Source organism: Nonomuraea sp. NPDC050790 (genome assembly GCF_044456745.1).
Taxonomy (GTDB): domain Bacteria; phylum Actinomycetota; class Actinomycetes; order Streptosporangiales; family Streptosporangiaceae; genus Nonomuraea.
In genome coordinates this window covers 203,599-226,467 of the sequence record NZ_JBITGF010000011.1, presented here as the reverse complement: position 1 = coordinate 226,467, position 22,869 = coordinate 203,599, and the positions used below count along the sequence as shown (strand labels likewise).

Annotated in this window: 7 protein-coding genes; all 7 read right to left on the bottom strand. The window is 73.9% G+C overall.

The window, feature by feature from the left end; genetic code table 11:
• Genes ACIBEJ_RS43520 through ACIBEJ_RS43490 form a run of 7 tightly spaced genes read right to left on the bottom strand, consistent with a single transcriptional unit; the run spans position 1 to position 22,860 of the window.
• The gene (locus ACIBEJ_RS43520; RefSeq protein ID WP_397188833.1) at positions 1-1,071 is read right to left on the bottom strand and encodes an HAD-IIIC family phosphatase; all 1,071 of its coding nucleotides are present in this window, start codon (positions 1,069-1,071) and stop codon (positions 1-3) included.
• Positions 1,068-2,192, bottom strand: coding sequence for an acyl-CoA dehydrogenase family protein (locus tag ACIBEJ_RS43515; protein ID WP_397188832.1), 1,125 nt, complete (start codon positions 2,190-2,192; stop codon positions 1,068-1,070). The genes ACIBEJ_RS43520 and ACIBEJ_RS43515 overlap by 4 nt, the downstream gene beginning before the upstream one ends.
• Positions 2,189-2,437 (bottom strand): acyl carrier protein, encoded by a 249-nt coding sequence (locus ACIBEJ_RS43510; protein ID WP_397188831.1) that lies wholly within the window; start codon positions 2,435-2,437, stop codon positions 2,189-2,191. Before ACIBEJ_RS43510 ends, ACIBEJ_RS43515 begins: the two co-directional genes overlap by 4 nt.
• 15 nt (positions 2,438-2,452) lie before the next feature.
• Positions 2,453-3,295 carry a 3-hydroxyacyl-CoA dehydrogenase family protein gene (locus tag ACIBEJ_RS43505; protein WP_397188830.1) on the bottom strand — a complete coding sequence of 281 codons (843 nt, stop codon included), beginning with the start codon at positions 3,293-3,295 and terminating at the stop codon, positions 2,453-2,455.
• A gap of 13 nt (positions 3,296-3,308) precedes the next feature.
• Positions 3,309-12,770, bottom strand: coding sequence for an SDR family oxidoreductase (locus ACIBEJ_RS43500; RefSeq protein ID WP_397188829.1), 9,462 nt, complete (start codon positions 12,768-12,770; stop codon positions 3,309-3,311).
• A complete protein-coding gene (locus tag ACIBEJ_RS43495; RefSeq protein ID WP_397188828.1) occupies positions 12,763-17,631 on the bottom strand; it encodes an SDR family NAD(P)-dependent oxidoreductase in 4,869 nt (1,622 codons plus the stop codon). The genes ACIBEJ_RS43500 and ACIBEJ_RS43495 overlap by 8 nt, the downstream gene beginning before the upstream one ends.
• Before the next feature lie 33 nt (positions 17,632-17,664).
• Positions 17,665-22,860, bottom strand: a complete 5,196-nt coding sequence (locus tag ACIBEJ_RS43490; RefSeq protein ID WP_397188827.1) for an SDR family NAD(P)-dependent oxidoreductase — start codon at positions 22,858-22,860, stop codon at positions 17,665-17,667.
• Between the last annotated feature and the right edge of the window lie 9 nt (positions 22,861-22,869).

Sequence of the window (22,869 nt, the reverse complement as noted above, 5' to 3'; positions counted from 1 at the left end):
TCATTCCACGATCTCAAGCTGCACGTACGACGGCGGCGGCTGGACCGCGCTCAGGTCGGCCTCCAGCACCACGTGCGCGCCGTCCCTGCTCACCTCCCGGAACCCGGCGAAAGCGTAGGTGACCTGCATCATGCGGTTGCGGCCGGTCTCCACGAAGTCGGCCCGGACCGCGACCCCGGCCTCGGCGGCCAGGCGCATGATGTGGTTCAGCAGGACCATGCCGACGCCGCGCGACATCACCCGGCACGACATGAGCATCATGTTGAGCCGCCAGACCTCCTCCCCCTTCTCCACCAGGGCCAGGCCGATCTTGCCGTAGCTGCCGAACTTGTCGGTCAGCGAGGCCACCAGGACCAGGTGGTCGGGCGACTCGCGCAGCGCGTCGAGCTCCTCGTAGGAGTAGGTGCGGCCGGTGGAGTTGAGCTGGTTGGTGCGGACCGTGAGCTCCTCGGCCCGCTGCAGGTCGTCGCGGAGCGCGGGCGCGATCGTGAACGACATCTCCAGGCTGGCGAGGAACTCCTCGTTGGTGCCGACGAACTCGCTCTCCAGCTCGTCGCGGGCGATCTGGCCCTGGTACATCTCGCGGCGCAGCGCCGACTCGTCGGTGACGAAGCGCGGCTGGAACTCCGGCCGCTCCAGCGCCTCGTGCAGCTCCAGGATGTCCACGCAGGTCACCTGCGGCACCTGGTGGGCCACCTCGGCCAGCTCGAACGGCTGGTCGTCGACGAAGGCGAAGGCGTCCAGGCCCAGGTTGAGCGCCTTGGCGATGCGCTGGATGGACTCCGACTTGGCGTTCCAGCCGATCTGCGGGAACAGGAACATCTTGTCCAGGCCGAGCACGCGCAGCTTCTCCAGCGCGGTGTCCCGGTCGTTCTTGCTGGCTACCGAGTGGAGCACGCCCTTGCGGTCGAGCTCGTGGATGGCCTCCACGACGTGCTCGCGGACGTACACCTCGTCGTCCTCCAGCAGGACCCCGTCCCACAGCGTGTGGTCGAGGTCCCAGACGATGCACTTGATCCGCCCCTGAACGGGTTTCTCGGGGAGGAGTGCGACGGTCTCTTGCACGGTCATGGCTTCTCCCGATCTGCCTGACCAGCGATGGTCATGCGCTGGATCTCGTTGCTGCCTTCGATGATCTCCATCACCTTGGCGTCCCTGTAGAAGCGCGCCACCGGGTAGTCGGGGGTGAACCCGTTGGCGCCGTGGATCTGGACCGCCTCCGAGGCGTGCTTCGCCGCGGCGGTCGAGGCGAAGTACTTGGCGATCCAGGTGGCCATGAGCGTGGCCGAGTCGCCCGCGTCCTTCAGCCGGCCGGCCTCGGCCAGCAGCAGCCGGGCCGCCCGCGCGTCGGTGACCATGTCGGAGAGCTTCGCCTGGATGAGCGGGAGGTCGCGCAGCGGCTTGCCGCCGACCTCGCGCTTGGCGGCGTAGGCCGCGCTCGCCTCCAGGCAGCCCTGGACGATGCCGACCGACCCGGCCGCCACGCTGTAGCGGCCCAGGTCGAGGGTGCCGGTGAGCACCATCCCCGCGGTGAAGCCGCTCGGGCCGAGCAGCGCCTCCCGCTCGACCTCCACGTCCGCGAAGGTGATCTCGGCCAGCATGGACGCCCGGGTGCCCAGGATCTCCTCGATCGGGCGCACCCGGACGCCGGGGGTGTCCTTCGGCACCAGGAAGGCGCCGATGCTGGAGGCGGTGCGGGCGAAGACGAGGAACACGTCCGCTCGCTGGCCGCCGGTCGTCCACTTCTTGGTGCCGTTGATCACCCAGCCGCGGTCGGTCTCCGTCGCGGTGGTGGTGATGCCGGAGGTGTCGCTGCCGGCACCCGGCTCCGACAGGCAGAAGGCGCCCAGCGCCGCTCCGCTCGCCAGCGCCGGGCCCCACTGCTCGCGCTGGGCCGGGGTGGCCCAGCGCTGCACGGTCCACGACAGCATCGTGTGCACGGTGAGCAGGCTGCGGACCGAGGAGCAGCCCCGGCCCACCTCCTCGTGCACCTCGCCCAGCGTCACCATGTCCATGCCGGCGCCGCCGTACTGCTCGGGCAGGAAGGGGGCCCACAGGCCCGCCTCGCTCGCCTTGCGGATCAGGTCCTCGGGCACGCGGCCGTCGAGGTCCCAGGCGTCGGCGTGGGGGACGATGTGCGCGTCGACGAACTCGCGGGCCGAGCGCCGGTCGGTGACCCTGCTCGTGGTCACGCCGCCACTCTCGCCAGCCTGTCGACCAGCTCGGCCATCGAGTCGGCGGTGCGGAAGTTGTCGATGCGCAGCTCGTCGTTGGGGATGGTGACGCCGAAGGTCTTCTCGACGAACATCACCAGCTCCATCGCGAACAGCGAGTTGACGAAGCCGAGCGCGAAGATGTCCTGGGAGGCGTCGAGCTCGGCCTGCGGGAAGCGGCCACGGACGAAGTCGAGGATCTGGCCCTGAGCGGTGTTGGACATGGTGGTGAACCCTTCTCAGTTGTAGGTGTAGAAACCGCGGCCGGACTTGCGGCCGTGCAGCCCGGCGTCCGTCATCTGCTTGAGCAGGGGGCACGGCCGGTACTTGCTGTCCGCGTAGTGCTCGTAAAGCACCTCGACGGAGTAGAGGATGGTGTCGACGCCGATCAGGTCCGCGGTCTCCAGCGGGCCCATCGGGTGGCCGAAGCAGCTACGGAAGACCTCGTCGACGGACTCGGCGGTGGCCACACCCTCGTGGACCAGGTACGCCGCCTCGTTGACCGTGAGCATGAGGACCCGGTTGGAGACGAAGCCGCAGGCGTCCTTGACGTCGATGGCCTTCTTGCCCATGGCCTTGAGCAGGTCGCGCGTACGCTCGACGGTCTCCGCCGAGGTGTGGAAGCCGGGGATCAGCTCGCAGGCGGGCTTGGCCGGCACCGGGTTCATGAAGTGGACGCCGACCACCTTGTCGGGGCGCCGGGTCACCGAGGCCATCTTGGTGATCGGGATGGCCGAGGTGTTGACCACGAAGACCGTGTCGGGCCCGCAGACCTGGTCGAGCTCCTCGTGGACGGCCCGCTTGACGTCCCAGTTCTCGGTGACGTTCTCGATGACGACCTCGGCCTTCGCCGCGCCGCCGACGCCGACCGACGTGGTGATCCTGGACAGGATCTCGTCGGCGTCCAGCGCCGGTCCGCCCATGAGGCGGCTCATCCGCGCGTTGCGCGAGATGGTCTCCAGCGCCTCCTTGAGGATCTGCTCGTCCTTGTCGACCAGGACCACGTCGTGCCCGGTCTGCGCGAGGTTCTGCGCGACGCCGACGCCCATGACGCCCGCGCCGATTACGCCGATCAAAGCCATGACATTCCTTTCGTTACCGGCCACGCCTGCGGGCGGCCGAGGCTTCGAGTCCTGATCTGCGGAGTTGGGCGCGCACCTGGCTGCCGCCTTCGGCGCCGCCCTCGTTCTGGGTCTCTCCCGAGGCCATCGCCTCCACGGTCCGGGCCAGCGCGGCCACCGTGGGCGCCTCGTAGAGGATGTGCGGAGGCAGCTCCGCCAGCTCGAACGCGCGGCGGACCGCGGCCACGACGGTGACGCCGAGCAGCGAGTTGCCGCCGAGTTCGAAGAAGTTGTCCAGGACGCCGACCCGCTCCAGCTTGAGCAGGTCGCACCAGATCCCGGCGATCTTCTCCTCCGCGGGGCCGGTGGGCTCCTGGTAGGAGGTGACCAGTTCGGGCCTCGGGTGCCGCTCGCCACCGCCCTCGGCGGCGGTGACCGCCTCCAGCGTGAACATCGAGCTGCCCTCGACCAGCGTCGGGAAGTCCTGGGTGGAGACCACGACGCGGGGCTCGCCGCTGGCCAGCACCCGCAGCAGCGAGCGCCAGCCGTCCTCGAACCCGATGCCGATGCGCGCCCGGTTCTTGCGGAAGAAGTCCTGGAGCCCCTCGTCGTAGCCGGCCAGGCCGGCCTCCCAGGCGTTCCAGGTCCACTCGCCCCAGTCGACCGACACGACGCGGCGGCCGGTGGCGGCGAGGCGGTGGGCGCAGGCGTCGAGGTAGGCGTTGGCGGAGCAGTAGTCCACCTGGCCGGGTCCGCCGCCGGTGGCCGAGGTGATCGAGGAGAACAGGACCAGGAAGTCCAGCTCCACCTCGTCCCGCTCGCCCAGGCGCAGCGCCTCGGTCAGCGCCCGCATGCCGGCGATCTTGGGCGCCATCACCTCGTCGAGCTCTTCTGGCCGCTTGAACTGCATGAGGCCCATGCCGGGCACGCCGGCCGCGTGCAGCACGCCGTGCAGGGCGCCGAACCGCTCGCGGGCCGCCTCGGCCGCGCGCGTGACGGCGGCCGCGTCGCCGACGTCGCCGACGACCACCTCGACCTCGCCGCCCGCCGCCTCGATCGCCAGCACCCGCTCGACGCGGTGGCGGACCGTCTCGCCCGCCTGCTCGGCGCCGCCCAGGATCGCGGCCCAGCGGGAGCGCTCGGGCAGGCCGTTCCTGGCCAGCAGCACCAGCTTGGCCCGCGACTCCTTGGCGAGTTGCTCGGCCAGGCCGAGCGCGATGCCGCCCAGGCCGCCGGTGATCAGGTAGACGCCGCCCTCGCGCAGCGGCTCGGCCTCCGGCAGCGGCATGCGGTCGTAGCCGGGCACCCAGCGCCTGCCTCGGCGCAGCGCCACGGTCCTGGCCGACTGCTCGCGCAGCAGCTCGGCCACCAGGTCGCCCGGCTCGTCGCGCTCGGCGTCGACGAAGCGGGTGCGGACGTTCGGGTACTCCAGCGGGATCACCAGGCACGGACCGATGAGCTGGGCGCCGTCCGGGTTCGTGACGTCCTCGCCGAGCACCTGCTGGGTGCCGGTGACCGCCACGTCCAGCGACCAGCCGTCCACTCCGGACTCGCCGGCCGCCCTGGCCAGGGCGACCAGCGAGTGCGGTCCCTGCCCGTGGCCCGGCGTCTCGTCGAGGCCCCACAGATGGACCACCCGGTCCAAGGGGCGGCCGGCCGCGCGCAGGTCTCTGAGCAGGGACGCCGTGTCGGCCACGTTGCCGGGCCTGATCGTGTAGCCCTCCTGGGAGGCGGTGTAGGCGTCGCCCGGCCGTACGACGGAGACGGGTCTGTCCGTGGTACGGCGCAGCTCGTCCACCACGCGCTCGGCCAGCCCGTCACGGGCGTAGACCAGCCAGGAGGCCGGCTCGACCCGCGGCGCGGCGGTGACCTGGCGCCAGACGGGCTGGTAGAGCCACTGGTCCTCGGGCAGCTTGGCCAGGCTCGTGATCGCGTCGAACAGCGAGCCCTCGGCGATCGCGTCCTCGACCGTCTTCTTCCTGCTCTTGCCCGCCGGCGGGTCGATCCAGTAGCGCAGCCGCTGAAACGGGTAGGTGGGCAGCGGCACCCTGCCGGGCAGCCCGGCGGGGTCAGCGCCCTCGACGCGGCCGTGGTAGGCGTCCCAGTCGAGGGTGACGCCGCCGAGCCACAGGCGGGCCAGGCAGCCGGCGAACACCTCGTCGTCGGGGCGGCTGTCGCTCGCGGCCGGCAGTACGTGCGAGATGAGCGGCCAGCGCTGCGGCGGGCAGCCCGCGCCGCGCACGAGCGCGCCGAGCGACTGGCCGGGCCCGATCTCCACGATCGCCAGCTCGGGGTCGGCCAGCAGGCTCTCCAGCCCGGCGGCGAAGCGCACGGTCTCGCACATGTGCCTGGCCCAGTAGCCGGGGTCGCGCACTTCCGCGCCGGCCACCTCGCCGGTCAGGTTCGACACGTACGGCAGCGCCGGCGCGTTGAGCCGCACGTTCTTCTTCACCCAGTCGGTGAGCTCGGCCGCGATCGGCTCCAGCATCCTGGAGTGGAAGGCGTGGGTCGTCTGCAGGGGCCGGCACGGCACCTCGGCCGCCCGCAGCCGCTCGGCCAGGGCGTCCACCGCCTCGCCGGGCCCGGCGACGACCGTCACCTGCGGCCCGTTCACGGCGGCGACGTCCAGACCGTCCAGACCGTTCCCGCCGTTCTGGCCGTTCACGCCGCTCAGGCCGTCCAGTGGGAAGCGGCGGCGCAGGTCGGCCTCCGGCAGGGAGACCGCCAGCATGGCGCCAACGGGCAGCCCGGCGATGAGCCGGGCGCGGTGGACGACCAGCTTGAGCGCGTCCTCCAGGGACAGGACCCCTGCCAGGGTCGCGGCCACGTACTCGCCGAGGCTGTAGCCGAGCATGATCCGCGGCTGGACACCCCAGTCCATGAGCGTGCGGGCCAGCGCGTACTCGACCGCGAACAGCGCCGGCTGCACCAGCTCCGTGCGCTCCAGCCGGGCCGCCCGCTCGTCGGTGGCGCCGCCTCGGCCGAGCAGCGCGGCCAGGCCGGGGGCGCCGCCCCGCTCGCCGGTCAGCAGGTCCGCCAGGTCCAGCTCGGGCAGCCGCTCCAGGCAGGCGTCGAGGTGGGACCTGAAGACCGGCTCGTGCGCGTACAGGCCGCCGACCAGGCCCGGGTACTGCTCGCCGACGCCGCCCAGCAGGAAGGCGACCTGCCGTCCCTGCACGGTGTCGACCCGGTTCAGGACTCCGGTGCCGGTCAGCTCCTCCGCCGCCTCGGCGACGGTGGCGGCGACCAGGGCCCGGCGGTGCTCGAACGTCTTGCGTCCCACCTGAAGGGTGTACGCGACGTCGGCGAGCCGGGCCCCGGTCGCCTCGGTCAGGTGCTCGCCGAGGCGTCGACACGCCTGGTCCGCCGCCGTGGCATTGCGCGCGGACAGCGGGAGCACCTGGTACCTGCGCGGGGACTCGGGGGCGGTGTCCCTGGCAGGCGCCTGTTCGACGACGAGGTGCACGTTCGTGCCGCCCATGCCGAGCGAGTTGAGGCCGGCGATGCGCGGGCGCCCGTCGCGGGTGCGCCACTCGGCCAGCTCGGTGTTGACGTAGAACGGGCTGTCGTCGAAGTCGATCTCGGGGTTGGGGCTGGTGTAGTGCAGGCTCGGCGGGATCAGGCCGCTGTCCAGCGCGAGCGCCGTCTTGATCAGGCCGCTGGCGCCCGCCGCCCGGTCGAGGTGGCCGACGTTGGTCTTCACCGACCCGATCGGGCAGTACCGCTTGTCGCTGGTCCGGCCGAAGGCCCTGGTCAGCGCGGCCACCTCGATCGGGTCGCCGAGCTCGGTGGCGGTGCCGTGCGCCTCGATGTAGCTGATGTCGTCGCCGGTGACCCCGGCGTCCTCCATCGCGTCGGAGATGACCCGCGCCTGGCCGACCACGCTGGGCGCGGTGTAGCCGACCTTCAGCGCGCCGTCGTTGTTCATGGCCGCGCCGCGGATGACCGCCCACACGTGGTCGCCGTCGCGGATCGCGTCCGGCAGCCTCTTGAGCAGTACGGCCGCCGCCCCGTCGCCGAACATGCTGCCCCGCGCCTGCGCGTCGAACGTGCGCACGTGCCCGTCGGGCGACTCCTGCCCGCCCGGCCCGAACTTGTGGCCCACCCGGTCCGGCACCCGGATCGAGACGCCGCCGGCCAGCGCCAGCTCGCACTCCCCGGCCCGCAGGCTCTGCACCGCCATGTGCGCGGCCACCAGCGAGGTGGAGCAGAACGTCTGCACCGCCACACTCGGCCCGTACAGGTCGAACAGGTAGGAGACCACCGTGGTCAGGGCGTCCTTGTCGTTGCCCATGATGACCTCGAAGTCGCTGAAGTCATCGCTGTCGGCGCCCAGCAGGTGGTCGCTCATGCGCAGCAGGTAGGTGCTGATGTTGGCGCCGCCGAACACGCCGACCCGGCCCCGGTGCTCCGGCGCGGCGTACCCGCCCTGCTCCAGGGCCTCCCAGCAGACCTCCAGGAAGGCGCGTTGCTGCGGGTCGGTGATCGCGGCCATGCGCGGGCTCATCCCGAAGAAGGCCGCGTCGAACTCGGCCACCTCGTCCAGCACCGGCCGCGCGGGCACGTAGGCGGGGTCGCGCACCAGCTCGGGGTCCACGCCCGCCGCCACCAGCTCCTCCTCGGAGAAGAACGTGATGGACTCGACGCCGTCGCGCAGGTTGCGCCAGAACGCGCCGACGTCGGACGCGCCGGGGAACCGCCCGGCCATGCCGACGATCGCGATGCGCCGGTCGTCGTCGTCCTGACTGGGCGCGGCCCGCTCGGCCACCCTCGCGGACGCACTCGCGGGCGTTCTCGCGCCCGTCTTCGCGGCCGTGTTCGCGGCCGCTTTTGCGCCCGCGGTGGGCAGGGCCGCGCCGCGCTCGTCGAGGATCGCCGCCAGCCGGTTCACCGTCGGCGCCTCGAACAACATCACCGTCGGTACGGCCACGCCGAACCGCTCCTTCACCAGCCGGAGCATCTGCAGCGCGACCAGCGAGTTGCCGCCCAGGTCGAAGAAGTTGTCCCTGGTGCCGACCGGCTCGACGCCGAGCACCTCGGACCAGAGCTCGGCCAGGCCGCGCTCGGCGTCCGTGAGCGGCGGACTGTAAGGCTGCGGCAGCTCAGGCCGGGGAAACCGGTCCCCCTTGGGCGCCGAGGAGACGGCCGCCGCGGCGCGCGGCAGCCGGTCGTCCAGCCCGCCCGCGGCCACCACCAGGCCCGGCTCGGGCGCGGACAGCAGCCGGTCGAAGGCGGCCATGCCCTCTTCCGTGCTCATCGAGTGCGCCACCATCGCCGCGCCGAGCCCGCCGCCCAGCCGCTCCAGCGACACCGCCCAGGTGTCCCACCCCGCCGCCACCCACGTGGTCGGGGTACGGCGGGCGTCGACCCGGTGGGCCAGCGCGGTCAGGGCGGCGTTGGCGGCGGCGTAGCTGCCGAACGTGATGCCGCCGAGGATCGCGGAAGTGGAGGAGAACAGCACGCAGAACGCCGGAGGGCGCTCCATCTCGTCGAAGACCCGCTCCAGGACCTTGGCACCGGCGACCTTGGCGGCGAAGTGCCTGTCCACGGCGCTCTGGTCGAGGTCGCGCAGGGAGACGAAGGTGTCGGGGGTGCTCTCGGCGGCCAGGTGAACCACACCGTCCACCCCGTCGAGGACGGCCCGCATGGCGACCGGGTCGGTGACGTCCACGGCCGGCGTAACCACCTCGACCCCCCGCCCCCTGAGCCGCTCGACCCCAGCCAGCCGCGGATCACCGCTCTGTCCGTTGCCGGTCTGCCCGTTGCCGGTCTGCCCGTTGCCGGTCTGCCCGTTGCCGGTCTGTCCGGTGCCGGTCTGTCCGGTGCCGGTTGGCAGGCCGGAGCGGCTGGTCAGGACGAGGCGGGCGGCGCCGGAGGCGGCAAGGTGGTCGGCCAGCAGGAGCCCGACCGGGCCCAGGCCGCCGGTGACCAGGTAGGTGCCGCCCTTCTTGACGCCTGTCGGGGTTTCGGGGCTGGGCCGTACCGGCTCGAAGTCGCGCACGAGGCGGCGGCCGTCGCGGTAGGCGGCCAGGACCTCGCCCTGCGGCGCGGAGAGCTCCGCGACCAGCAGCGCGGCGGACTCCTCCGCGCCGAGGCCGGGCGGCAGGTCGACGGCGCGGCAGTCGAGGTTCAGGTACTCCTGGTTGGCGACCAGCGGAAGCGTCGCCACCGCCGCCTGGGCGGGCGAGGGGCTCTCGCCCGGCAGCACGGCCTGGCCACCCGAGGTGACCACGATGATCCGGGTGTTGTCGCCGCTCTCGGCCCAGCCGTCCAGGAGGGCGGAGACGGGCAGCAGGGCCTCACGGCCGTCGCTGTCGCCGTCGGTGTGGTCGAGCATGCGCAGGTCGATCACCACATCAGCGGCCCCCGGCCCAGCGCCCACCTCGACGCCGGCGGTACCCGGCCCAGCGTCGAGCACGACGTCGGCGCCTGTGGCGCGCAGGGTTCTGGCGAGGGAGTCGGCCACGCCGCCGCGGTCGGCGACCAGCACGGCCCGCCCGACCGGCGCGGACGCCCCGGCCCCCGGCGCGGACGCCCCGGCCCCAGGAGCAGACGCCCCGGCCCCCTGCGCGGACGCGCCCGCCACCGGGGCGGCCGTCCACTTCGCGGCCATCACCTGGACGTGCGGCACCGGCTCGGCGGAACCGGTACCTCCGGCGGCGCCCGTCCCGACAGCCGCGCCCGTACCCCCGGCCGCGCCGATACCGGCAGCCGTGCCGTTCCGCCCGGCCGGGCTCGTCGCGGTGCGGCCGTCCGTCCCCGCGGCGGCGCCGGCCACCACGCGGGCGTCCGCAGCGCCGTGCAGCCCCGCGCCGGGCGCGTCGACCCAGTAGCGGGTCCGCTGGAACGGGTACGGCGGCAGCGACACCTTGGCCACCGGCCGGTCCTGCTGGTAGGCGGCCCAGTCCAGGGGCACGCCCGCCAGCCACAACCGCCCGACCGCCTCGGTCAGCACCTTGCCCGCGGGCCGCTGGTCGCTCTCGGCGGGCAGCGACTGCACGATGAGCGGCCACCGCTCGCGCGGGCAGTCGCGGTGCCCGCGCACCATCGCGCCCAGCGACGGCCCGGGGCCGATCTCCAGCAGCGCGGCCTCGCCGTGCTCCAGCAGCGTCCCGATGACCTTGTCGAACTGGACGGGCGCGCACATGTGCTCGGCCCAGTAGCCCGGGTCGGTGACCTGCTCCTCGGTGGCGGGCGCGCCGGTCACGTTGGAGACGTACGGCAGGCGGGGCGGGTTGAGCGTGATGTTGGCGCCGATCCACGCGGTGAGCTCGCCGCGGATCGGCTCCATCATCCGGGAGTGGAAGGCGTGGGTGGTGGCCAGCGGACGGCACGGGATCGACTCGGCTTCGAGCAGCGCCCGCACGGCCTCCATGCCCTCGGGCTCGCCGGCGATCACGGTCAGCTCGGGTCCGCTGACGGCGGCGACATCCACGCCGGGCACGGCGGCGATGCGCGCCCGCACCTGCGCCTCGCCCAGGGGGACCGCGCTCATGGAACCGGCGGGCAACTGGTTGATCAGCTTGGCCCGGTGGGCGACCAGCGCGAGCGCGTCGTCCAGGGAGAGCACCCCGGCCAGGGTCGCGGCCACGTACTCGCCGAGGCTGTATCCGGCCAGGATCGACGGCTCGATCCCCCAGGAGCGCACGAGGCGCGCCAGCGCGTACTCCACCGCGAAAAGCGCGGGCTGGAGCAGGTCGGTCGAGGTGGCGTCGGAGGCCTCCGCGCGGCCGAGCATCCTGGCCAGCGCGCCCGCCTCGCCGGTCACGCGGGGGCGGAGCATGCCCGCGAGCGGGTCGGCGCCGTCCATGATCCCGCGCAGCGCGGTGCGGCAGCGGTCGAGCGTCTGGCGGAAGACCGGCTCGGTGTCGTACAGGTCGGCGGCCATGCCCGCGTACTGCTCTCCGGTCCCGGCGAGCAGGAAGGCCACGGGCCGGTCGTCGCGGGTGTCGGAGCGGGCCAGCACGGCCGGCTCGCGCAGCCCGGCCACGGCCTCGGCGACGGTGCCCGCGACCAGCATCCTGCGGTGCCCGAACACCTGGCGGCCCGACTGGAGCGTGTGCGCGACGTCGGCCAAGCGGCTGGCGTCCTCGCCCTCCAGGTGGGCGGCCAGGCGGCCGGTCATCGCGTCCGCGGCCTCGGCGGTGCGCGCCGACCAGACGAGCAGCTCGGCCCTCGGCGCCGCCTCGGGCCGCGGCACCTGCGGCGCCTCCTCCAGGACCACGTGGGCGTTCGTGCCGCCGATGCCGAAGGCGCTGACCCCCGCCCTCCTGGTACGGCCGGCCGCCCGAGGCCAGCGGCGCAGCTCGGTGACGACCTCGATCTCGGCCTCGCCGCTGCTGAGCTGCTGGTTGGGCGTGACCAGGTTGAGCGTGGGCGGGATCTCGTCGTTGCGCAGCGCCAGCGCCGCCTTGATGAGGCTGGTCACCCCGGCCGCCCGGTCGAGGTGGCCCAGGTTGGTCTTCACGGAGCCGACGAGCAGCGACTCGCCGCGGAAGACCTGCTGGATGGCGGCCAGCTCGGCGGCGTCGCCGAGCGCGGTGCCGGTGCCGTGCGCCTCCACGTAGTCGATGTCGGCGGGCGCGAGGTCGGCGGCGGCCAGCGCCTCGGCCATGACCGCGGCCTGCCCCTGCACGCCGGGCGCGGTGAAGCCGACCTTCTTGCCGGCGTCGTTGTTGACCGCCCAGCCGCGGATGACGGCGTAGATCTGGTCGCCGGCCTCCAGCGCGTCCTCCAGGCGGCGCAGCACGATGACGCCGACGCCGCTGCCGAGCGGGCTGCCGAGACCGGCGGCGTCGAAGGCGCGGCACTCGCCGTCGGGCGGCGCGATGCCGCCGGGCTGGTAGACGTAGCCGACCCGGTGGGGGACGTTGACGGCGACGCCGCCCGCCAGCGCCATGTCGCACTCGAACCCGGCCAGGCTCGTGGCCGCCGCGCAGATCGCGACCAGCGAGGTCGAGCAGTAGCTCTGGACGCCGTAGCTGGGTCCTGACAGGCCGAGCGTGTGCGCGACGCGGGTGGTCAGCGAGTCCTTGTCGTTGGCCAGGCCGAGGGCCAGGTGGCCCATGACCTCGCCGATGCCGCCGGGCAGCAGGTTGTTCTGCATGTAGGAGCTGTGGGCGCAGCCGCCGAAGACGCCGATGGAGCCGTCGAAGCGGGTCGGGTCGCAGCCCGCGTCCTCCAGCGCCGCCCAGCTGTGCTCCATGAACAGCCGGTGCTGCGGGTCGAGGATCTGCGCCTCCTTGGCGCCCAGCCCGAAGAACGAGGCGTCGAACAGGTCGATGCCCTCGATGACCGGGTTGGCCTTGACGTAGGTCGGGTCCTGGAGCTGCTCCTCGGTGACACCCTCGGCGCGCAGTTCCTCGTCGGTGAAGCGGGTGATCCCCGATCTGCCCGCCCTGATGGCGGACCACAACTCGGCGACGCCGGGCGCGCCCGGGAACCTCCCGGACATCCCGACGATCGCGATGTCGGTGCCGGCGCTCTCGTCACTCACGGTTCTTGTCCCTTCCGGTGCTGGGCCTTCCGCTTGCGGACCGGGCGCGGCGCCGCCGCTGACCCCTCGCCGAGCTGCTGGTCAGTACTTCCTGCGTGGCCGAATCGCCGCCGTCGACGGCCGCGGCGAACGCGGCCACGGTCGGGTGCTCGAACAGCACGGCCGGGGCGATCGGGACGCCGAGCTCCTTCTCGATGGCGAGCACCATGGCCATCCCGACCAGGGAGTTGCCGCCGAGGTCGAAGAACGGGTCGTGCACGCCCACCTGGGCGATGCCGAGGTAGGCGCCCCACATCTCGGCGATCAGGGCCTCCCGCTCGTTGCGCGGTCCCGCGTAGTCGGTGCGCAGTTGCGGGCGGGGGAAGCGCTCGCCACGCGGTACGGCGGAGGCGGCGCCGATGAGGTTGTCGATGTCGAGCATCGCCGTCCACTCGCGGACCACGTCCCCGAGCGGCTGCCTGGCGGCCAGCACGTAGCCGTGGCCGCCCTGGATGATCGTGTCGAGCAGTTCGTTGCCCGCCTCCTCGGCGAAGCCGTACCGCTCGCGATAGGCGCGGACCCGCTCGGCCAGGCCGCCGGTGCCCTTGAAGTTCTCGGCCTGCCAGTCGTCGTGCAGCCAGGGGCCCCAGGAGATGGCGACGACCCTGGTGGAGGGGGCGGTGGCGGCCAGGGCCTCGCCGTAGGCGTCCAGGACGCTGTTGGCGGCGCAGTAGTCGCCCTCGCCGATGCCGCCGAACGCGGTGACGGCCGAGGAGTAGAGGACCAGGAGTTCCGGGCGCTCGTGTTCCGGCGTGCCGGGGCCGACCAGCTTGGCCAGCGGGCCCATGGCCAGGACCTTGGGCGCGAGCACCGCGCGGGCCTCGGCGACGGTCCTGCGCTGCATCAGTCCGCCCGCGGGCAGTCCGGCCGAGTGGATCACGCCGTGCAGCGCGCCGTAGTGGTCGCGCACGTCGGCGATGGCCCGCTCGAACTGCTCCGCGTCCCCGGTGTCCGCGGCCACCAGCAGCACCTGCGCGCCGGCCGCCTCCAGCGCCGCGACGTCTCCCAGCGTGCGCTCCGTCCGGCTGCCGGGCTCCGGCGTCACCCCCCTGTCCAGCGGGGTACGGCTCAGCAGCGCCAGCTTCCTGACCCCGGTCCGCACCAGATGCCTGGCCAGCCCCATCCCGAGCCCCCGGGTGCCGCCGGTGATCAGGTAGACCCCGTCGGCCCGCCAGGGAGACTCCCCGGCCTGGGGCGCGGTCGGCACCTCGGACCAGGCGCGCAGCCAGCGGTGGCCGCGACGCCATCCGGCCAGGGCGTCGCTGCCGCCGACCTCGGCGACCAACTCGGCCGCCAGTTGCCCAGCCACCAGTTGCCCGACCGCCACTTGTCCGACCGCCAGTTGCCCGGCCACCCGGCCGTCGGCGGGGGCATCGGCGGGGCCGTCGGCCGGGCCGTCGGCGGGGGCGTGGGGGTCGAGGTCGACGCCGGTCCAGCTCAGTTCCTTGAACTCGTGCTGCACCGCCCGCCCGAACCCGTGGGCCAGGGCCTGCTGGGGCGCGAGCGCGTCCCCGCCGAGGATCTCGGTGGCGCCTCTGGTGACGGTGAGCAGCCGGGAGCCGGGGGTGACGTTCATGGCCTGGGTGGCCAGCAGCAGGCTGTCGAAGCCGTGGCCGATGGCCGCCGCCAGGTCGTCCCGGTCGGACAGCAGGCTCCACAGGTGCGCCACGTGCACGGGCCCCTCGGGCAGCCCGCCGAACAGCTCGGCGTAGTGGGCCGGGTCCGTGGGATCGATGGTCACCCGCCTGCCCTCACGACGAGCGGATGCGCCGCCCGTGTCCTCGCCGTGGGCTCGCGGGCTCGCCTCGCCTTGGGCGAGCGGGGCGGGGAGGACCTCGATGACCGTGGTGCCGCCGGATTCCGCGAGGTCGGCGAGAGCCGTACCGGCGTGGCCGTCGGAGAAGACGACCAGCGGGCCCGGCAGCGAGAGGAAGGACGGGAGGGCGGGGCGGGCGGCGGCGCGCGCCCACGCGGGCACGAAGCGGAAGTCGGCCGGCTCGCCCGAGCCGGACGGCGCGGCGCCCGGCCTGACCACGGTGGCCGGGGCGACGTCCTGGCCGGGCTCGGGCCAGAAGCGGGTGCGCTGGAACGGGTAGGCGGGCAGCGTGGCCACGCCCGCGCCCGCCGGTCCGGTCAGGTCCCAGCGGATGGCGGCGCCCAGCTCCCACAGCCGCCCGGCGCTCTCCAGCAGCTCGGTCCTGGCGTCGCGGCGCTCGCCGGTCGTCCACAGCGCGGGCAGCGTGCCGAGGACGGCGGCGGGGGCGCCGCCGGCGAGGTTCTGGCGGACCAGCCCGCCGAGCGTCTGCCCGGCGCCCAGCTCGACGTAGACGTCGATCTCCTGGTCGACGCAGTGGCGCACGCCGTCGGCGAAGCGGACGGGGCTGACGAGCTGGTCGGCCCAGTACGTGGCGCTGACGGCCTGTTCTGCGGTGAGGGTGGCGCCGGTGAGGTTGGCGACGATCGTGGTGGCCGGCGCCCTGCGCGGCACGGTCTCCAGCAGGGCCAGCAGCTTGTCGCGGGCCGGCTGGAGCAGCGAGCTGTGGAAGGCGTGCGCCGAGCGCATCGGGCGGCAGGCCAGCCCGGCGGCCATCAGCGCGGCGGTGGCCTGCTCGATCTGGCCGGGCAGTCCGCTCAGGACCGTCATCGAGGGGCCGTTGAGCGCGGCGATGTCCACTTCGAGGTCGGGCAGGGCGGCGCGGATCCGCTCCTCGGACGCGGCCACGGCGACCATGCGGCCCGCGGGCACCGCGTTGATCAGGTGGGCCCGCTCGATCACCACGCGCAGGGCGTCCTCAAGGGTGAAGACGCCGGCGAGGCAGGCGGCCACGTACTCGCCGAGGCTGTAGCCGATCAGCATGTCGGGGGTGACGCCCCAGTGCGCGAGGAGCTTGGCCAGCGCGTACTCGACGGTGAACTGGAAGGGGTGCGCGATCGGGGCGTGGTCGAGCGGGTCGTCGGCGCGCTCGCCGGTGTCGCGGCCGAGCATCGCGGCCAGGTCGTCCTGCCTCGGCGCGGCGTCGGCCTCGAAGAAGGGGCGCAGGTCCAGCTCGGCGTGCGCCAGGACGAGCTCGGCGCACTCGTCCACAGCCTGTGCGTAGACGGGCTCGCTCGCGTAGAGCTCCTTGCCGAGGCCCGCGTACTGGTCGCCGACGCCGGGCAGCAGGAACGCGATCCGAGGGTCGTCCTTGGCCCGCGGCGTGGCAGGGCCCTCGGCCAGGGAGCGCAGGCGGGTGACCGCCTCGCGCAGGTCGCCCACGACCAGCAGTCGGCGGTGGTCCAGGTGGGCGCGGCCGTGCTGCAGGGTGCGGGCCACGTCGGCGGCGCGCAGGTCCCGGCGCTCGTCCAGGTGGGCGGCCAGCCGGCCCGCGTGCTCGCGCAACGCCGCCGCACTGCCCGCCGAGACCGGCAGGGCGTAGGCGGGGGCCGCGACCGGGTCGGCCTCGGGGGCGGGGGCCACCTCCACGACCACGTGGGCGTTGGAGCCGGACAGCCCGAACGAGCTGACGCCCGCCAGCCGCGGCGCCAGCTCCAGCGCCTCGGTGACCGGCTGGACGGTGCCGTCCTCGGGGATGGCGGTCGCGGGCCTGTCGAGGTTGAGGTTGGGCGGGACCACGCCGTTCTCCAGCACGAGCACGGTCTTGATCAGCCCGGCCACCCCCGCCGCGGCCTGGGTGTGGCCGATGTTGGTCTTGATGGCGCCCACCCGCAGCGGCCGGTCGGCCGGGCGCTCGCCGAACACGTCGTGCAGGGCCGACAGCTCGATCGCGTCGCCGAGCTGGGTGCCGGAGCCGTGCGCCTCCACGTAGTCGACCTCGTCGGCGCGGACGCGGGCGGCGGCGTGCGCGCGCGTGATCACGTCGACCTGGGCGCTCCTGCTGGGCGCGGTGAGCCCGTTGCTGCGCCCGTCCTGGTTGACCGCCGAGCCCCGGATGACCGCCCGGATACGCCGCCCGTTGGCCAGCGCCTTCGACAGCGGCTCCAGCACCACCAGGCCGCCGCCCTCACCCATGACGTAGCCGTCGGCGCCCTCGTCGAAGGTCTTGCAGCGGCCGTCGGAGCACATCATCATCCCGGCGCACGCCTGGATGAACATCGACGGGTGCAGCGTGAGCGAGCAGCCCGCGGCCAGCGCCAGGTCGCACTCGCCCCGGCGCAGGCTCTCGACGGCCAGGTGGACGGCGATCAGGGAGGAGGAGCAGGCGGTGTCCACGGTCATCGTGGGGCCGACCAGGTCGAGCTGATAGGCGATACGGCCGGCCGCCACGCTGGAGATCGCGCCCTGGCCCAGGTACGGGTCGGAGACCGCGTCCCGGCCCTGGAGCTCCATCTGGAGCCGGCCGTACTGGAGGGTGTCCATGTAGCCGACCATCACGCCGGTCCTGCTCCCGGCCATCCGGTCGGGGGCCAGGCCCGCGTTCTCCAAGCCTTCCCACGCCAGCTCCAGCAGCAGCCGCTGCTGCGGGTCCATGCGCAGCGCCTCGCGCGGCGAGATGCCGAAGAACTCCGCGTCCCATCCGGTCACGTCGTCGAGGAAGCAGCCGTAGCGCGTGTACATGCCGCCCGGCTTCTGCGGGTCCGGGTCGTAGTAGTCATCGATGTCCCAGCGCGCGGGCGGCACCTCGCCGACGGCGTTCCTGCCGTCGCGCAGCAGTTCCCAAAGGCCCTCGACCGTGTCGCCGCCGCCCGGGTAGCGGCAGGCCATGCCGACGACGGCGATGGGCTCGTGGCGCCGGTCCTCGGCCTCGGTGAGGTTCCGGCGCGCTTGGGCCAGTTCGACGGTCACACGCTTGAGGTAGGCGCGCAGCTTTTCCTCGGTCCCCATCGGGCGAACCTTTCCGGTAACGGGAGTCATGGGTCACAGTTCGTTGTCGATGAGCGCGAAGATCTCCTCATCGGAGGCGGCGTCGATCTTCTCGACCATGCCGTCGGCGTCGTGCTGGCCCGCGCCGTACCTGGCGAGGGCGGTCTGCAGGATCGGGACGAGCCGGCCGCGGATGGCCTCGCCCTCCCCGTTGGCGCTGGTGAGCATGGCCTCGACGCGCTCCAGTGCGCCTTCCAGGACGTCCTCGGGCGAGGGCGTCCTGGGAGCGAGCGTGCGGAACAGGTAGTCGGCCAGGGAGGTCACGGTCGGGTGGTCGAAGACGAGCGTCGCGGGCAGCCGCAGGCCGGTCTCGGCGTTGAGCCGGTTGCGCAGCTCGACTGCGGTGAGCGAGTCGAAGCCGAGCTGGCTGAAGGCGGTCCCGACGTCGATCTGGTCGGGGCTGGCGTGGGCGAGCACGGCGGCGACGTGCGCGCGGACGGTCGCGGTCAGCAGGCGCAGGCTTTCGGCCTGCGGGAGCGCCGCCAGCCGCTCGGCCAGCCCGCCGCCGCCCGTCGCCGTCGACGCGGTACGGCGGGGCGCCCGCACCAGCCCGCGCAGCAGGGCGGGCAGGTCGTCGTTCTCCGCCCTGGCCCGCAGCCCGGAGGTGTCCCAGCGGACCGCCACGACCACGGCCTCGTCGGCGGCCAGCGCCGCGTCGAACAACTCCAGCCCCTGAGTGGAGTCGAGCGGGGCGACGCCGGAGCGGGCCAGCCTGGCGCGATCGGCGGCGCCGAGCCCGCCGGTCAGGTCGGTGGAGGTGTCCCACAGTCCCCAGGCGATGGAGACGGCGGGCAGTCCCTCGGCCCTGCGCAGGTCGGCCAGCGCGTCGAGGTAGGTGTTGGCCGCGGCGTAGTTGCCCTGGCCGGCGTTGCCGAGGATGCCCGCCAGCGAGGAGAAGAGCACGAACACCTTGAGCTCACGGTCCTTGGTCAGCTCGTGCAGGTGCCAGGCGGCGTCCAGCTTGGGGCCGAAGACCCGGTCGATCCGCTCGGGCGTCAGCCCCTCGATCGTCGCGTCGTCGAGCACCCCGGCCGTGTGGATGACCCCGGCCAGGTCCTCGATCCCGTCCACCACCGAGGCCAGCGCCCGCCGGTCGGCCACGTCGCAGGCCAGCACCTCGGCCCGCGCGCCCAGCTCTTCGAGCTCGGCCCGCAGCGCGGCCGCTCCCGGCGCCTCGGGTCCGCGCCGCGACAGCAGCACCAGGTCACGGACCCCGTACCGCTCGACCAGGTGGCGGGAGACCAGCGCGCCCAGGCCGCCGGTGCCGCCGGTCACCAGGACCGTGCCGGAGCCGATGGCCTCGGGCTCGCCCGCGGTCCTGCGCGCCACGCGCGGGGCGAAGAGCTTGCCGTCGAGGGCCAGGACCTCGGGCTCGCCGGTCGACAGCAGCCGCTCCCAGTCGGTGAACCCGTCGGGCACGTGCGCCAGGACGAACCGGCCCGGCTGCTCGCTCTGCGCGGTGCGCACCAGGCCCCGGACCACTGCGGCGTCCAGGCCACGAGGAGCGAACACCACCTGGTGGTCGTCGCCGGTCACCGCGGCCAGCGCCTGGGCGGTCAGCTCGCGCGGGGTGCCCTCGGCCGGTGCGACCACCGTGAACGATCCGGCCGGGTCGGCCGTGGGCGCGATCTCCACCCAGTCCAGGCCGTACGGGGCCACCTGGGACGTCGCCGCCCTAGGCGCCGCCTGCCTGACGCGGAGGGAGCCGATGGAGAAGACCGGGTGGCCGGCGGCGTCCACGGCCTCGACGGCGGCGTCGTCGGCGCCGTTCGGCGTCAGCCGTACGCGCAGGAAGGCGGCCTGGGCGGCCGACAGGCGCACGCCGCGGAAGGCGAACGGCAGCCGCAGCGCGCCCTCCTCCGCCGCCAGCACCAGCGGGTGGAAGGAGGCGTCGAGCAGCGCGGGGTGGATGCCGAACCCGGTCACGTCCACCCCTTCCGGGGCGCCGACCTCGGCGAACAGCTCCTCGCCCGACCGCCACATCGCGCGCACGCCCTGGAAGGCGGGACCGTACTCGTAGCCCTGCGCGGCCAGGCGCTCGTAGTCCACCTCCACCGGCTGGGCGCCCTCGGGAGGCCAGACGGCCGCCCAGCCGGGAGAGGCGGGTCCGGTGACGGCCAGGGCGCCGGAGGCGTGACGGACCCAGGCGTCTCCGGTCTCGGAGAAGATCGTGATCGTCCGGCCGCCGTCGTCCTCGGCGGAGACGACGACCTGGAGGCGGGCGGTCCCGGCGAGGACCAGCGGCGCCTCGATGACCAGCTCCTCGACCAGCTCGCAGCCCGCCGCGGCGGCGGCCTCCAGCGCCAGTTCGGCGAAGGCGGCGCCGGGCAGCAGCACGCCGCCCTCGACCGCGTGGTCGGCCAGCCAGGGCGCGACCTTGACGGACACCTGGCCGCTGAGCACGAGCCCGCCGTCGGCCACGGGCACGACCGCGTTCAGCATCGGGTGGTCGGAGCCGTCCACGCCGGGGACGCGGCCGATCCGGGCGCCGCCGTCCAGCCAGTAGCGCTGCCGGTCGAAGGCGTAGGTCGGCAGGTCCACGTGCCGGAAGGGGGTGGCCGCGAGCGCGGTGGCCCAGTCGACCTCCGCGCCCAGCACGAACGCCTGGCCGAGCGCGAGGAGGAAGCGCCGCCAGTCGCCCGAGCCCCTGCGCAGCGTGCCGCAGATGCCCGCGGACTCGTTCATCTCGGTGACGTCCGCCTGGAGCACCGGATGCGGGCTCACCTCGACGAACAGCGGCGCGCCGGTGACCGACCCGATCGCCTGGCGGAACAGGACCGGGTTGCGCACGTTGTCGAACCAGTAGTCCGCCGTCAGCCGCTCGGTGTCGACGAAGCCTCCGGCCATGGAGGAGCAGAACTCGATGTCGGTACGGCCCGGCCGTACCTCGCCCAGAAGGGCGGGCAGCTCGTCGCGCAGGACGTCGATGTGCGGCGTGTGCGAGGCGTAGTCCACCGCGATCCTGCGCGCCCGGTAGGGCTCCTCCCAGGCGGCGGCCACCTCGTCGAGCGCGTCCACGTCACCGGCGATCACGCACCCGCCGGGCCCGCTGTCCACGGCGATCCACAGCCGCCCCTCGTACGGCGCGGCCAGCTCCCTGACCCGCTCGGCGGGCAGCGCGACGGAGAGCATCCCGCCGGTGCCGCCGAGCCGCTCGGCGATGACCCGGCTGCGGACCGCGACGATCCTGGCGGCGTCCTCGACCGACAGGACCCCGGCGACGCAGGCCGCGGCGATCTCGCCCTGCGAGTGGCCGACGACCGCGGCGGGCTCGACGCCGTGCGCGCGCCAGAGCTCGGCCAGCGCGACCATCACCGCGAACAGCACGGGCTGGATGACGTCGGAGCGGACCGGCTTCTCGCCCGAGCGCAGCACGTCCTCGACCGACCAGCCGGTGTGCGGCTTGAGCGCCTCGTCGCAGGCGCGCAGCCGCTCGCGGAAGACCTCGCTGGCCTCCAGGAGGTCGACGGCCATGCCGGCCCACTGCGAGCCCTGGCCGGGGAACAGGAAGACGGTGCGGGCGCCGGCGGCGGCGACGCCCTCCAGGAGGGCGGGGTGCGGGGTGCCGTCGGCGAGCGCGTCGAGCCCGGCGAGCAGCTCGCCCCGGTCCGCGGCGATCACGACGGCGCGGTGGGCGAACGTGGCCCGGCGGGCGAGCACGGGACCCGCGGCGGCCAGGTCGGCCGGCGGCGCGCTCGCGGCCCGATCGCGCAGCCTGGCGGCCTGGGCGCGCAGCGCGCTGTCGCTCTTGGCCGAGACGGTCCACACCAGCGGCGCGCCCGTCTCGGGGGCGGGCTCCTCGTCGGGGCCGCGCTCCAGGATCAGGTGCGCGTTGGTGCCGCTGACGCCGAAGCTGGAGACGCCGGCGCGCGGCGGGCGCTCGGCCTCGGGCAGCTCGACCTCCTCGGTCAGCACCCGTACGCCGCCCTGCGACCAGTCCACGTGCGGGGTCGGCTCGGCCACGTGCAGCGTGCGCGGCAGCACCCGGTGCTCCAGCGCCTTCACCATCTTGATCACGCCGCCGACCCCGGCCGCGGCCTGGGTGTGCCCGAGGTTCGACTTGAGCGAGCCCAGCCAGAGCGGCCGGTCGCCGGGCCGGCGGCGGCCGTAGGTGGCCAGCAGCGCCTGCGCCTCGATCGGGTCGCCGAGCGTGGTGCCGGTGCCGTGCGCCTCCACCACGTCCACGTCGCCGAGGTCGAGGCGGGCGTCGGCGAGCGCCTGCTCGATGACGCGCTCCTGCGCGGGCCCGCTGGGCGCGGTCATGCCGTTGCTGGCGCCGTCCTGGTTGACCGCGCTGCCGCGGACCACGGCCAGGATGCGGCGGCCGTTGCGGCGCGCGTCCGACAGGCGCTCCAGCAGCAGCACCCCGGCGCCCTCCGCCCAGGCCACCCCGTCGGCCGTGGAGGAGAACGCCTTGCAGCGCCCGTCGGGCGACAGCGCCCGCTGGCGGGAGAACTCCACGAACGGCACCGGCGACGGCATCAGCGTCACGCCGCCGGCCAGGGCCAGCGTGCACTCGCCCCGGCGCAGCGCCTGGGCGGCGAGGTGGATGGCCACCAGCGAGGAGGAGCAGGCGGTGTCGATGGAGATCGACGGGCCCTCCAGGCCGTAGACGTAGGAGACGCGGCCGGACAGCACGCTGGCCACGGAGGAGGTGAACAGGGTTCCCTCGATCGCCTCGGGCGAGCCGTCGAGGAAGCGGTTGGAGTAGTGCTCGTACATCACGCCCGCGTACACCCCGGTACGGCTGCCGCGCAGCGTCGCCGGGTCGATCCCGGCCCGCTCGAACGCCTCCCAGGTGGCCTGGAGGAACAGCCGGTGCTGCGGGTCGGTGCCGAGGGCGTGGCGCGGGCTGATCCCGAAGAACGCGGCGTCGAAGTCGAACGCGTCGGGGATGAAGCCGCCGTTGCGGGTGTAGCTCTTGCCGGTCGCGTCGGGGTCGGGGTCGTACAGGTCATCGAGGTTCCAGCCGCGGTCGTCGGGGAAGTCCCCGATGGCGTCGCGGCCGGAGCGCACGAGCTCCCACAGCTCCTCGGGGCTGGTCACGCCCCCGGGGAAGTGGCAGGCCATGCCCACGATGGCGATGGGCTCGTGGCGACGGCTCTCGTCCTCGGTCAGGCGCCTACGGGTCTCCGCCAGTTCGACGGTGGCGCGCTTGAGATAGTCGCGGAGCTTGTCCTCGGTACCCATCGCTCGGGC

What these genes read in the sequence shown, in the direction of transcription:
- ACIBEJ_RS43520 (WP_397188833.1), bottom strand. Translation starts at nt 1,071, where the DNA reads ATGACCGTGCAAGAGACCGTCGCACTCCTCCCCGAGAAACCCGTTCAG.
- ACIBEJ_RS43510 (WP_397188831.1), bottom strand. Translation starts at nt 2,437, where the DNA reads ATGTCCAACACCGCTCAGGGCCAGATCCTCGACTTCGTCCGTGGCCGC.
- ACIBEJ_RS43505 (WP_397188830.1), bottom strand. Translation starts at nt 3,295, where the DNA reads ATGGCTTTGATCGGCGTAATCGGCGCGGGCGTCATGGGCGTCGGCGTC.
- ACIBEJ_RS43495 (WP_397188828.1), bottom strand. Translation starts at nt 17,631, where the DNA reads ATGGGGACCGAGGAAAAGCTGCGCGCCTACCTCAAGCGTGTGACCGTC.
- ACIBEJ_RS43490 (WP_397188827.1), bottom strand. Translation starts at nt 22,860, where the DNA reads ATGGGTACCGAGGACAAGCTCCGCGACTATCTCAAGCGCGCCACCGTC.